Here is a 13,188-nt window from a genome sequence, read left to right on the forward strand (position 1 = left end):
TAAATTTAGATAAAGGTGAATGGAATTTATGGATAAGGTATTAATGAAGGGGAACGAGGCCATTGCGGAAGCGGCTATCAAAGCAGGCTGTACGCATTTTTTCGGATATCCGATCACGCCTCAGAATCAGGTTCCTGAATATATGTCCAAACGGATGCCACAAATCGGCGGGACGTTTATTCAGGCGGAAAGCGAAGTTTCTGCAATCAACATGGTGTACGGAGCGGCAGGCGCGGGTGCGCGCGTCATGACGTCCTCGTCCTCGCCGGGAATCAGCTTAAAACAGGAGGGGATCAGCTATATCGCTTGTGCGCAGCTGCCCTGCCTGATTGTAAACATCATCCGCAGCGGGCCTGGCCTTGGCGGTATCCTTCCGTCGCAGGGAGACTATTTCCAGGCGACAAAGGGCGGCGGCCACGGCGACTATCATCTTGTGGTACTTGCTCCGTCAAGCGTACAGGAAGCGGCGGACCTTGTTGCGGAAGGCTTTGACATTGCAGACCAGTACCGCATCCCGGTTATGATTCTGGGAGACGGAATGATCGGGCAGATGATGGAGCCGGTTGCGTTCAAGGAAACAAAGGGACGCGACCTGCCGGAGAAAACATGGGCGGCAAACGGCTGGAAGGATAAATCCCGCCAGCGTAATATCATCAATTCCCTTTATATCGAAGCGGAATCGATGAAAGAGGTAAATGACCAGCTCCAGGCGAAATATGCTGAGATTACCAAAAATGAGACGCGTGTGCAGGAGTTTATGACAGAGGATGCGGATTATGTGATCGCGGCCTTCGGAACGACGGCGCGTATCGCGAAAAACGCTGCCCTCAAAGCGCGTGAAATGGGCATTAAGGTCGGCGTAATTCGTCCGATTACCCTGTGGCCCTTCCCTTCGGATGCGTTTGCACAAGCTGCGGAGCATGTTAAGGGGATACTTTGTGTGGAAATGAATACAGGACAGATGATCGAGGACGTAAGGCTTGCGGTAAACGGCAAGGTTCCGGTCGAGTTCTATGGAACGGTTGGCGGGTTCATCCCGACTCCTGATGCGGTTGTAGATGCCGTTAAAAAGCTGAAGGAGGGCAAATAATCATGGCAAAAGTATTTCAAAAGACAAAAATGCTCACAGACGTGCCCTTCCATTACTGCCCTGGTTGCACGCATGGCATTATCCACAGGCTGGTTGCCGAGTGTATTGAGGAGATGGGCATGGAAGATAAGGCGGTCGGCATCGCGCCGGTCGGATGTGCGGTATTTGCATATAATTATTTTAACTGCGACATGATGGAAGCGGCGCACGGAAGGGCTCCGGCGGTTGCTACAGGAATCAAGCGCACTTGCCCGGAGGATCTCGTGTTTACTTATCAGGGCGACGGCGACCTTGCTTCGATCGGCACAGCGGAAATCGTCCATGCCGCTGCAAGGGGAGAGAAAATTACAGCGATATTCGTAAACAATGCGATTTATGGTATGACAGGCGGACAGATGGCGCCCACAACGCTCGTTGGGCAGGTGACCACGACGTCTCCTTATGGCAGGAATGCGGAAACGCAGGGGATGCCGGTTAGAATGGCAGAAATGCTTGCGACGCTGGACGGTGCGTATTACATTGAGCGTACCTCTGTGCACAATGTCCCAAGCATTATAAAGACGAAAAAGGCGATTAAAAAAGCATTCCAGTACCAAATGGAGGGCAAGGGCTTTTCTATGGTGGAAATCCTTTCCACATGCCCGACAAACTGGGGGCTGAACCCGGTGGAAGCCCTGAAATGGCTGGAAGATAACATGGTGCCGCAGTATCCGCTGGGCGTAACAAAGGAGGGCAAATAATCATGACGGAAGAGATTATTTTAGCCGGTTTCGGCGGACAGGGCGTGCTTCTCGCAGGGCAGATCATTGCGTATGCGGGAATGAACGAGGGAAAAAACGTTTCGTGGCTGCCGTCCTATGGCCCGGAAATGCGTGGCGGAACCGCCAACTGTAACGTTGTGGTATCTGATGGCGAGGTCGGCTCCCCGGTTGTCGTGGATGCGGACTGCGTACTCGTAATGAACAGACCTTCCCTGGAAAAATACGAAAAGGACCTGAAACCGGGCGGACTGCTGCTCATCAACTCGGATTTGATCGAGATAGAGCCTACGCGCACGGACGTGAGGGTAATCAAGGTTCCTGCAAATTCACTTGCAGAGCAGGTTGGCAGCATTAAGGCCGCGAATATGGTTATGCTTGGCGCGTACAACGAATGTGCGCATGTGGTCGAAAATAAGACGATCATCGAATGCCTTGCAAAGATTATGGGAGAAAAGAAGGCGCATTTGATTCCTATGAATGAAAAAGCGCTGGAAGCGGGCGCACAAGCTGCGAGATAACCAGTTAAGACAATGAAAAGCTGTTGCCATTGGCAACAGCTTTTTTGTTGTCTTTTTAAATCGGCGGCGCGACGAAGAATGGGGCGTGAAACCATAGAATATCCATGTCATTCCATACAAAAAAGGCCCTGCCTGCAAGAAGCGGGGCCTTTAAAAAACTGCTTTAGCCTTCCGGTGCTACCGATGGACTGGGATCGGGAGTATGGGTAGGCGCCGTACTTGGAGTTGGCGTTGGAATAGGGTTAAAGGTCGGCGTGGGGATCGCGCTTGGCACTTCCGAAGGAGTTGGCGTTGGCACCGCAATATGCGCGCCGTCACAGTCAGTGGTCGGATCGCCGCCGCTTACATAATATCCACCCTCGCCCATTACGGGCTCCGACACAGTCAGCCCTGCCGATCCTCCGCCAAGCCATTGCGCGTAAGGCGAATTCTCAGGGAATATACGTCCGCCACCGATGGTGTAGGCATATTCCTCAGGGCACAGGCCTTCCACAAAGCGTTTGCCGGAAAGGCCGCACATTTTTACGCTGACTGACGAACACTGGTTGCAAACCTCGGTCGGTTCGTCACCTTTTGCCATCCAGTCGGTAAAGGTTACGCAGCCGCTGCCGGGTTTGAGCCCTGAATACTGGCAGACTGTAACGCTGGTATTGATATTGAAATCCTCCGGCGTTCCATCAATAATTTCTTTATCCGTCAGCCCTTCGTGGATTTTCTGCATATATTCCTTCCAGAGCGGCGCGGCAATTCCTCCGCCGTATGCTTTGCTGCCAATGGTTTTTGCCAGATCGTGCCCCACCCATACCATTGAAGTATAATATGGCGTGTAGCCTGCAAAGGTTACGCCCTTGTTGTCGCCGACCGTACCGGTTTTGCCTGCAGTTGTCATACCGTCAAGGCGTGCCTGGCTACCAGTACCTTCCTGCACTGCATCTTCGAGGATATCCGTCAGCATATAAGCGGTAGAGGGTTTGAAAGCCTCGTGCACGTCGCGGTCTGTTTCCGTATCGATGACCACGTTGTTGTCCGCGTCGAGCACCTTCGTGAAGGATACGGGCTGCCGGTATTCACCCTCGTTGGCAATCGCAGCATATGCGCCTGTCATCTGGATAGGCGTAACAGTAGAACCGCCGAGCGCAAGTCCAACGCCTGTCGGCGTGATATTCTCGTCAGGGATACCAAGCTTATGCAGGTATTCAACGGATGTATCGATGGTCACATAATCCATTAATGTGCGCGCGGCAGCGACGTTTAAGGATTTTACAATCGCAGTGCGCATCGTGACAGGCCCTTGCGTACCCGTAATAGTAGGAGAGCTGTCTTCTCCATCTACGATCCAGCCGCTGATCGGAACAGGTATATTCGCAACCGGCGAAGCGGCGCCGTAGCCGGTATCAAACGCGGGGCCATAGACGGCAAGCGGCTTGATCGACGAACCGACCTGCAAACCTGTATTTGCGCGGTTGAGACTGCGTTTGACCTCAGGATCGTCACGCGAACCCACGATTGCCACAAGATAGCCGGTGGAATTATCGATGACTACAGCGGAGGATTGCGGTTGTTCGGTCACATTTCCTGCACTGTCGGTAAGCTCGGTTTCCACACCGCTCGGTAACTTGGTGGGATAACCGTCATATTCGGAAAGGGTATTCTGTACGGTTTCCTGTATCTTCGGATCGACAGTCGCATAAATTTTGTAGCCGCCCACGCGCAGCTCGTTATCCACTTTCTGACGGTTGGCTTTCGTATCCTCAAGGCCTTCCTTTTCAAGCATAAAGGTTTGCACGTCATACATCATGTATTCGATAAAATGAGGATATGGATACAGCTCGTTCGTAGGCGAGGTTTCCTGTACGTTCATTTCAGCCTTCCAGATGTCGAGGTAACCCTCTTTTAAAACCTTATTATCCGAAGTCGATTCATCTGCAAGGTATTCGGAAGCGGGAACCATTACTTCATTGTATTGTTCCTCTGTGATCATGCCATCCCAGTACATACGCTCTGCAACGATGTTCATGCGGTTGATGAGGTCTGGCAGGTATTCCGGATGCGTATAGGTCGCCGTGCGCGGGTTATACCGCGTAGGATTTTGTGTGATTGCCGCAATGCAGATCATTTCACGCAGGTTAAGCTCGGAAAGCTCTTTATTAAAGTAATCGTGCGCCGCCGTCTTCACGCCGTATATCGTTCCGCCCAGCGGGATCGCGTTAAGATAGGCTTGCAGAATTTCATCCTTGGTATACTTTTTTTCAAGCTCGGTTGCAAGATATGCCTCCTGCAATTTACGCTTATAGGATCTTTCGTTCGTGAGCAGCGTATTTTTGACTAGCTGCTGCGTGATGGTACTGCCGCCTTCCGTTTTACTGGAAGACAGGTTTGATACGAAAGCGCCCAAAAGACGGCGGAAATCAACGCCGTTGTGTTCATAAAAACGGATGTCCTCCACGGCGATTACCGCATTTTTGAGGTCATCCGGTATTTCGTCGAGGGAAGCGACATCCCTGTTTTCAAGGCCTGTGTAGGTTGTGATATAGCTTCCGTCAATCGCGCTGTATATTTTCGTGTTCTGGTTCTGGTCGCTTATTTTGGATACGTCAAGCTCGGGCGTGGTTCCAAGATATGCGTTTGCAACGCCCATCACCGAGCCGATACCAATCGCCACTACGAGGATAATCGCAACAAAAGAGAGCTTGATTGTTGTCAGCATGACGCCAAGAACAAAATTGGGCTTTTTCTCTCTTGGTTTGAATATTGACTGGTGTTTTACGGCGGGGATGAACTGTGTTTCATCCTTCTGCGCCTGTGTCAGCTTTTGAACAGGCTTTTTAAGCGGGGCTTTTTTAGGAGCGGTCGGCGAAAACTGCTTGGTCATGTCGTCAGAAAAAACAACCGTCTCCTCGCTCACCTTTTCTTCAGGCTTTTTTGCTTTTGGCTCCGCCTTCAGGGGAGCCTGCTTTGGAAGAGGTTTTTGCGGCGCCAACGGCTGTTTTGCCTGAGAAGGCGAAGCCTTTGGCTTTGATTGTATGGGCCGTGCCTTTGGTTTTACCTGGGCCGGTTTTTGGTTTACAATCTTTTTCTGTTTTGTTTTTTCGGGCTTTGCGGAATCGGTTTGCAGCCCGCGAAAGGTTTCTTTGATCTTTTGTCCTGCCTGCACAAAAAAACGCTTGGCCTTTGCGCCCAGCTCATTTATTTTATTTCCAACAGTTCCGGTCTTTTTATCCGGATCTGTTATATTATCCCGTTTGTCCTTTTGGGGAGCCATATTACCAGTACCTCCATTGCATGGCGAGCCATGCGTATATATATGACAATCTTACCATAAATCAGCCTGCAAATAAATGTTTTTCACAAATTATTCATATATGCGGAGGATAAGAAACAAACGGAATTTTCTTATTTCATAGCGTCCCAAAAAGTCATGATAGAATTGGCGGGAAGGATTTTTGAAAAGAAGAGGTGCAGAATATTTGTAATACCATAGATGGAAATATCTTTTCCTTTTTGGGCGTCCTTCAGGGCATGGGCTACAACCTTGCCGGGGGAGGAAGGGAACAGAAAATTTTTCACCGCGCCGGAATCGGCATTTTCACGCGCTACGCTGAAAAACTCCGTTTTGGTCCAACCGGGGCATACTGCGGTAACGCTTACGCCCTTTCTTCCCAGCTCACGGTTTAACGCGCGGGAATAGCTCAGGACAAACGCCTTTGTCGCCGCATAAACGTTCATATCGGGCAGTGGCTGGAACGCCGCGGTAGAAGCAATCTCAATAATATGCCCACCGGAAAGCATATAGGGAATGCAGGCCGAGGTGACGCTGAAAAGCGCACGTATGTTCAGGTCGATCATTCTGAGCGCGTCGCTTTCCCGCACAGATTCGAAATCGCCGAATTTGGCCAGGCCGGCGCAATTTGCAAGCAGCCGAATCTGTGGTTTTTCGGCATTTAAGACCGATTTCAGGTCTTCAATATGCGAGCTGTCCGTTAAATCATATGCAAAAATCCGCATGGGCAGACGGGTATTGTTTTGCAATTCTTCCAGCCGCTCCCTCCTGCGCGCAATAGCCCAGATTTCATCAATCTTTTGCTGACGGTCTATTTGCAGTGCAAATTCCCGTCCCATACCGGAAGACGCGCCGGTCACGATTGCGATTTCCATAGATTCCACCTCCAAAATCGGTCGCTTTCTATTCAAAAGATAAACGCGACGATTATTCCAAAACTTCGAACAGTAAATTCAAGATGCTTCTATCATAGTTCAAAGTTTACAAGAAAGCCATCTTATGATACTATCTTACAGTAGAAATTAATTATTTTTTGAGGTGAGTAAGATGTCTGGACATTCGAAATGGTCAACGATTAAAAATAAAAAAGGGAAAGCGGACGCGGCCCGGGGCAAGGTTTTTACAAAAATTGGCAGGGAGCTTGCGGTAGCTGTGAAGCTTGGCGGCTCTGATCCGGCTTCCAATTCGCGCCTGAGGGACTGTATTGCCAAAGCGAAAGCAAACAATATGCCAAACGATAACATCACCCGTTCCATCAAAAAAGCGGCGGGCGAGCTTGGAAACATCAACTATGAGGAACTGACCTATGAAGGCTACGGCATCGGCGGCGTCGCTGTTATCGTAGAAACCATGACGGATAACAAAAACCGTACGGTTGGCGAGGTGCGTCATGCGTTCGATAAATTTGGGGGCAGCATGGGTACCACGGGCAGCGTGTCCTTCCTGTTTGATAAAAAAGGAATCATAGTCATCGATTCGGAAGCGGGCGATGAGGATACGGTAATGGAAGCGGCGCTTGAAGCGGGTGCGGAAGATTTTACGGCAGAAGACGGCGCATATGAGATTACGACAGCTCCTGAGGACTTCTCGGCAGTGCGTGAAGCACTGGAAGGACAGGGTTACGAATTTTTATCCGCAGAGCTCGATATGGTGCCGCAGACGACAACGAACCTTGACGCGGAGCAGCAGGTGAAATTCGAAAAAATGCTCGATATGCTCGAAGATAACGACGATGTGCAGAACGTCTATCATAATGCGGAACTTCCGGACGAAGAATGAACAAGCCGCTTATATAGCGGGATTTGTGCTGTAATATATATAATAGTACAGATGAAAAACATGTTTTTTGGACAGTCCCGGGGCGTTTGAAAAGGGATTGAAGCAAAAAGCCGGAATCGTATCAACTGATAAATCAAAAGACCTTGCCGCTCCTTCCAAAAAAGGAAAGCAAGGTCTTTTCATATCATGGAAAAGTTGGCAGATTTGCCATGATTATGACGGCGGGCTGCATCTGGAGCAGGGAGAATAACCGTCTGCTTTTGCTTCGCTGAGAGAAATTGCAATTTTGCTTTTTTTCAAATAACTGCAGCCGCCTGTATGATATTTTTCTCCTGTTTTGGTAATATAAACTGTTGCGCCACCGCCGCTTTTTTGGTCGGGGGAAGCGTCGCTGTTATCGCTGCTGGTACTATTCTTAGAAGAAGAGGTCGATTTTTCAGAAGACAGCTGCTCTGCTTCGGCAGTTTTTTGACTCAGTTGATTTTCGAGGTCGGTTATTTTTGATGATAAATCCTGAATGGTTTGATTGGCTGTCGTCAAATCACCGGAAAGCTTTTGGTTTTCGGCTTCCAGTTCCTCCAATTTCTGCGAAAGCGCATCCAGTTCAGCGGATGTTTTTTCTAACTGGTTTTCCAGTTCGATTTGCCCTGCGGCAAGCTCGTCGCGTTCGCCGACCACTTTTGTATATTCTTCCTGTGGTACGCCGCAACCAATGAGCCCGATACAGAAAAGTGCAACCAATAGGGTTGCTAATAGTTTTTTCATAGCTGATACATCTCCTCACCCTTTATTGTATGGTTCGATTATATCCAAAAAAGCAGGCGGTTTCTGCATTTCGTTAAAAGCATGACAAATCAGTTAAAATAAGTGATAATACATTACGATTCTGCCGTAAGGCAACTAACCGGATCAACCAATATATTTTGCAGAATGTTCGTGAGAAGTTCTTTTGGCACAGGCTGTATGCGGTTGCGAAATGCAGGCAATTATGGTATATTTAACTGGAAACTTCTATTGGATTGATCCGGCAAAAGCTGGCCGGCAGGACAGGTTAACTTTTTATTATTTCAGGAAACATTTTTTATATTATTCATCGAAAGGAGAAGTCATGTATATTAATTTAAAGGATGGGATGTTTACAGACAGGGAAAGCCTGTTTGTAGACGATGGCTCGCTCAAAGCGTATTTATACCGCTTCGAGAGCGGTATTTGCGCGGTAAAGCTCCAAAACAGCGAGGGCTTTATCACGGTTCTGCCGTTCAATGGGCAGATGGTGTGGGATGCGAAGTTCCACGGACGTTCCCTTAAAATGGAAACGAGCTTTGCAATGCCAAAGAAAAGGGAACTGTTCCGCGATACTTACGGCTGCTATATCATGCACTGTGGAATCCTTGCAATGGGCTGCCCCTCGCCGGAGGATGACCACGGGCATCATGGAGAAATTCCCTATGTCACTTATGACAGCGCCGGTATTGTAACCGGTAGCGACGAAAAAGGCAGGTATATTGCAGTTACGGGCGAATACGAATACAATCGTGCATTCGGCAGCCACTATATTGCCCGGCCAATGGCAAAGCTTTATGAAGGCAGCACACTCATTGACGTGAGCATGGAGGTGCAGAACAAATCGCGCGAAGCGATGGACCTGATGTATATGTGCCATATCAATAACAAAACAGAAGCGGGAGCGGAAGTGTTCCAGACATTGCCGTGGACGCCCGAGCATATGGTGGTGCGCGTCAGCATTCCGCAGTACAATACGCCTGATCCTGCATTTATGGAGCTTTTGGGACGTGTGCAGGAGGACGTAAAGGTGACAAAAATCATAAAAGAGGGCGATGTGTATGATCCGGAGATCGTCCTTTTCCTGCGCGATCCCAAAACAGATGAAAACGGTAAAGTTCATTTCCTGTACGTCCATAAGGACGGCAGCGCGGACTATACCTCATATGATCCCAGGGTTTTAAACAGGGGCGTGAGATGGATGGTTTACCATAAGGACTGGCAGTCCATGGGAATGGTTCTCCCGTCAACGGCGGAACCGGAAGGCTATCTGGCTGAAAAAGCAAAAGGCAACGTCCGCAGTTTGCCGCCGCAGGGGATTTTTAAGTCTGAGATCACCACCGGTTATATGGCGCCTGGGCAGGCGGAGAAAATGAAAGAAACAATCGAGCAGATCATGGAGGGATGACAGAAACATGGAACAGCGTTTAAGCAAAATATTTAAGCACGAAAAACCAATCATCGGCATGGTGCATTTGCGCCCGTTACCGGGCTCGCCAATGTATGATAAAAAGAAAATGGGTATGGAACAGATCATCGATATTGCGGTGAAGGAAGCACAGCTGCTTGAGAAGGGCGGCGTGGATGGCCTGCAAATCGAAAACATCTGGGATTATCCTTACATCAAGGGATGCGAGATCGGCCCGGAGACCGTTGCTGCAATGACAGCCGCGGCAACTTATGTGCGGCAGGCGGTTAAAATTCCAATCGGCGTGAACTGCCATCTCAACGGCGGCGAGCAGGCGCTTGCGATTGCGGTCGCTACAGGTGCAAAGTGGATGCGCGTATTTGAGTGGGTAAACGCCTATGTTTCCCACGCGGGTATTCTGGAAGGGATTGGCGGAAAGCTGGCAAGGTACCGCGCTGCGCTTGACGCGCGTGAGGACGTACTGTTTTTATGCGATGTGAACGTAAAGCACGGCAGCCATTTTATCATCTCAGACCGCAGCTTTGCAGAGCAGGCAAACGATGCGGTGACGGAAGGGGCGGAAGCGCTGATCGTGACCGGTTTTGAAACGGGGATTGCGCCCACGCCGGAAAAGGTCAAAGAGTTTTCGGACAGCGTGGACGTCCCGGTGCTCCTTGGCAGCGGCACGACCAGTGAAAATGTAAAGGAGCTTCTGGAGCATTCCGACGGCGCGATTGTGGGAAGCTATTTCAAGGAAAACAACGACTGGAAACAGCCGGTTAGCCTGGAACGTACGAAGCAGTTTATGGATGCTGTATGGAGTATTCGAAATGGGAAATAACGGGAAACGTATTTTATGCGTGGGCAGCATTAATATGGATCTAACGATGTTTATGGAACGGATGCCTGCGCCTGCGGAAACGGTGATAACCGATAACTTCGCAACCTATCCCGGGGGCAAAGGAGGGAATCAGGCGGTTGCCGCGGCACGTATGGGCGGAAACGTTGGGTTCCTTGGAAAGCTTGGCACAGACAGCTTTAGCAACCAGCTTCTGGAAGAACTCCGCAGGGACGGGATCGACACCTCGCATATCCTGATCGAGCCCGACGAAACGGCGGGAATCGCTATGATACGCATTGACAGGGAAGGAATTAACTCGATCTCCTTTTCACCGGGGGCGAACGCGCTCCTTACGCCGCGGGACATTGAAGAAAACGAGGCGTTATTTGAAGAGTATGATTTTTTGCTTGCGGTTTTGGAGATTCCGTGTGAAACAGTGTACGCGGCGATCCGTATGGCAAAAAAGCATGGTATGACCGTGGTGTTCGATCCGTCGCCTATTCCAAAGGAACCGTTTCCTCAGGATATTATCCGCATGATTGATTTTACAAAACCGAATGAAATCGAGGCGGCACAGCTTGCCGGCATTAAGATTACGGATATCGCTACGGCGGAGGCGTGCCTTGAAAGCCTTCTCACAGCAGGATTTCCCTGCCCAATCGTTTCCCTTGGCAAGGAGGGCTGCATTGCGCCTGTTGGCGGGAAAAATACGCGGTTCACGCCGCCAAAGGTACAGGCGGTTGACAGTACGGCTGCGGGCGATGTGTTTTTAGGCTCGTTTACAGCGGCGCTGTCCAGGGATTATCCCCTTTATGAGGCGATTCGCTTTGCTTCGGTTGCGTCTGCGCTCAGCACCACGGTGAAGGGGGCGCAAACCTCCATACCAAGGCTCGCCGAGGTGGAAAAAGTATGGAAAGAGCTTTCAGAATAACAACGATCAAAAAAGCCGGCAGCGCCGGCTTTTTTTATTGCTTTTTATTTTGCAGGTTGTAAGCCGTTTTGGCCAGAAGGGAATCCGGAAGCAGCTTGGAAAAGAACCGTGCGAACTTCATCGTTGCCCCGGGAACGATGACCGTTTTTTTGGCAAACATTTTCTTAACCGCATAATCTGCTACAGAAGGAGAAGAAAGCCCGCCAAAACCGAACTGCACACCCGCGGTTTTGTTAAACTCCGTATCCACCGGGCCGGGGCAGAGCGCGCTGACAGATACGTTTTTTCCTGCACGGCGAAGCTCCTCGCTTACAGCCTGCGTCAGGCGCAGCACATAAGCCTTGGACGCATAATAGGACGAGAAGAGCGGCCCGGGCAAAAAGGCCGCCGACGAGGCGACGTTGAGGATATACCCGCGGTTCTCCGCAATAAAATCCTTCAGGAACAGCTTCATCAGGATATGGGCCGAAATGATGTTGACGTCCAGCATATCAATTTCTTCCGGGAGCCCGGTTTTATCAAACGCGCCAAATACGCCGTACCCGGCGTTGTTAATAAGCACGCTGATATCTTCGTTTTTCGTTTGCCTGTACAGGCGCAGGCATTCTTCCTTTTGGGAAAGGTCTGCCGGAATGACAATAACGTCTGTGGCAAGCTCGCTTTTCAGCTCCAAAAGACGCTCCTCCCGCCGGGCGGTAATAACCAGGTCATACCCCCGTTTGCTCAGGTTTTTAGCGATATCCCTTCCGATCCCGGAGCTTGCGCCCGTAATGAGTGCCTTCATTTGCCATGCCCAACCTTTTTTAAATGATATTTTATTATACCATGTTTTGGGAGTGGGAAAAAAGTCTTTCATTTGTGCAATCAGGCATTGGAGTTTATAATGGAAGGGAATCAAACAGGTAAAGGACAATAAAACGTTATGGCAAAACAAATAACCGCAGCAATACTTTGTATTTTAATGGGAATTGGAATCGCGGGCTGTGCGCCTCAAAGCGAACCCGTACAAACGGCGCAGGCGCAGGACTCTGCCGCGATAAGCACTCCAACGGCAACGCCTACGCCCGCGCCTGCCGCCACCCCTACGCCGGAGCCTGCTCCAACTCCGACGCCGGAACCGACACCAGAACCGACACCAGAACCTACGCCGGAAAAACCGCTTTCCGGAATCGTGATTGGAATCGATCCGGGGCACCAGGCAAAGGGTAATTCGGAAAAAGAGGCCTCCGCGCCGGGGGACGGCGAGATGAAGGCAAAGGTATCTTCGGGTGCGGACGGAAGAAATACAGGAACGCCGGAATACAAGATCACGCTGGCAGTGGGGCTCAGGCTGCGGGATATTCTCGAGGAAAACGGCGCGCAGGTTGTTATGACGCGTGAATCGTCCGACGTGGATATTTCGAACAAAGAACGTGCGACTATGATGAATGACGCGGGCGCAGATCTCGTGGTACGCCTGCATTGTGACGGAGTGGACGACGAATCCGTACACGGCGCGCTGATGCTGGTGCCTGTGGGAAGCCATGCACAGGGTTTTGAGGAAGAAAGTCTTGCGGCGGGAAAAGCCATCCTGAATGCGTTCGTGGAAGAAACGGGCGCAAAAAACAGGGGGATTATGGAGCGCGACGACCAGACCGGATTCAACTGGAGTACGGTTCCGGTGTGCAACATGGAAATGGGCTGCCTTTCCAATGCAAAAGAGGAAGAGCTGCTTATTTCAACGGATTACCAGAATGAATGTGCGCAGGGAATTTCAAACGGTATTTTGAATTATTTCGGATGAAGACGGGAGAGCAA

The 13,188-nt window shown here is 50.2% G+C and carries 12 protein-coding genes; 8 read left to right on the forward strand and 4 right to left on the reverse strand.

Going from position 1 to position 13,188, the window contains the following annotated elements; translation table 11 throughout:
- The first annotated feature begins 28 nt into the window (after positions 1–28).
- From CHK_RS08240 to CHK_RS08250, 3 genes are read left to right on the forward strand one after another with little or no spacing between them, the layout of a single operon-like run.
- Positions 29–1,090 (forward strand): 3-methyl-2-oxobutanoate dehydrogenase subunit VorB, encoded by a 1,062-nt coding sequence (locus CHK_RS08240; protein WP_046443570.1) that lies wholly within the window; start codon positions 29–31, stop codon positions 1,088–1,090.
- 2 nt (positions 1,091–1,092) lie between these two features.
- Entirely contained in the window at positions 1,093–1,830 is a 738-nt protein-coding gene (locus CHK_RS08245) for a thiamine pyrophosphate-dependent enzyme (protein WP_046443571.1), read from the forward strand.
- Positions 1,831–1,832: 2 nt separating this feature from the next.
- Positions 1,833–2,369, forward strand: coding sequence for a 2-oxoacid:acceptor oxidoreductase family protein (locus CHK_RS08250; protein WP_046443572.1), 537 nt, complete (start codon positions 1,833–1,835; stop codon positions 2,367–2,369).
- A 163-nt stretch (positions 2,370–2,532) separates the two neighbouring features.
- On the opposite strand, the gene CHK_RS08255 is transcribed toward CHK_RS08250, so the two are convergent.
- The gene (locus tag CHK_RS08255) at positions 2,533–5,631 is read right to left on the reverse strand and encodes a transglycosylase domain-containing protein (RefSeq protein ID WP_046443573.1); all 3,099 of its coding nucleotides are present in this window, start codon (positions 5,629–5,631) and stop codon (positions 2,533–2,535) included.
- 131 nt (positions 5,632–5,762) lie between these two features.
- The gene (locus CHK_RS08260; RefSeq protein WP_046443574.1) at positions 5,763–6,524 is read right to left on the reverse strand and encodes an SDR family NAD(P)-dependent oxidoreductase; all 762 of its coding nucleotides are present in this window, start codon (positions 6,522–6,524) and stop codon (positions 5,763–5,765) included.
- Between the two features lie 172 nt (positions 6,525–6,696).
- Here CHK_RS08260 and CHK_RS08265 point away from each other — a divergent pair, with 172 nt between their 5' ends.
- Positions 6,697–7,428, forward strand: coding sequence for a YebC/PmpR family DNA-binding transcriptional regulator (locus CHK_RS08265; protein ID WP_046443575.1), 732 nt, complete (start codon positions 6,697–6,699; stop codon positions 7,426–7,428).
- A gap of 213 nt (positions 7,429–7,641) precedes the next feature.
- Here the strand turns inward: CHK_RS08265 and CHK_RS16940 are convergent, their stop codons facing one another.
- Positions 7,642–8,193 carry a hypothetical protein gene (locus tag CHK_RS16940; RefSeq protein WP_046443576.1) on the reverse strand — a complete coding sequence of 184 codons (552 nt, stop codon included), beginning with the start codon at positions 8,191–8,193 and terminating at the stop codon, positions 7,642–7,644.
- A gap of 343 nt (positions 8,194–8,536) precedes the next feature.
- Here CHK_RS16940 and CHK_RS08275 point away from each other — a divergent pair, with 343 nt between their 5' ends.
- The 3 genes from CHK_RS08275 to CHK_RS08285 are packed head-to-tail and all read left to right on the forward strand — an operon-like array spanning position 8,537 to position 11,391.
- On the forward strand, positions 8,537–9,619 hold the full coding sequence (locus tag CHK_RS08275) for a DUF4432 family protein (protein WP_160295618.1): 1,083 nt from the start codon (positions 8,537–8,539) through the stop codon (positions 9,617–9,619).
- 7 nt (positions 9,620–9,626) lie between these two features.
- Positions 9,627–10,460 (forward strand): BtpA/SgcQ family protein, encoded by an 834-nt coding sequence (locus CHK_RS08280; RefSeq protein ID WP_046443577.1) that lies wholly within the window; start codon positions 9,627–9,629, stop codon positions 10,458–10,460.
- Complete coding sequence (locus tag CHK_RS08285) at positions 10,429–11,391, forward strand: ribokinase (RefSeq protein WP_200896523.1); 963 nt, start codon at positions 10,429–10,431, stop codon at positions 11,389–11,391. Before CHK_RS08280 ends, CHK_RS08285 begins: the two co-directional genes overlap by 32 nt.
- Before the next feature lie 34 nt (positions 11,392–11,425).
- On the opposite strand, the gene CHK_RS08290 is transcribed toward CHK_RS08285, so the two are convergent.
- A complete protein-coding gene (locus CHK_RS08290) occupies positions 11,426–12,175 on the reverse strand; it encodes an SDR family NAD(P)-dependent oxidoreductase (RefSeq protein WP_046443579.1) in 750 nt (249 codons plus the stop codon).
- A 138-nt stretch (positions 12,176–12,313) separates the two neighbouring features.
- Between CHK_RS08290 and CHK_RS08295 the strand changes: the two genes are divergently transcribed.
- Positions 12,314–13,174: an N-acetylmuramoyl-L-alanine amidase family protein gene (locus CHK_RS08295; RefSeq protein WP_052740460.1), complete on the forward strand. Its 861-nt coding sequence runs from the start codon at positions 12,314–12,316 to the stop codon at positions 13,172–13,174.
- Positions 13,175–13,188: the final 14 nt, after the last annotated feature.

It is taken from the genome of Christensenella hongkongensis, from assembly GCF_000981035.1.
GTDB lineage: Bacteria > Bacillota > Clostridia > Christensenellales > Christensenellaceae > Christensenella > Christensenella hongkongensis.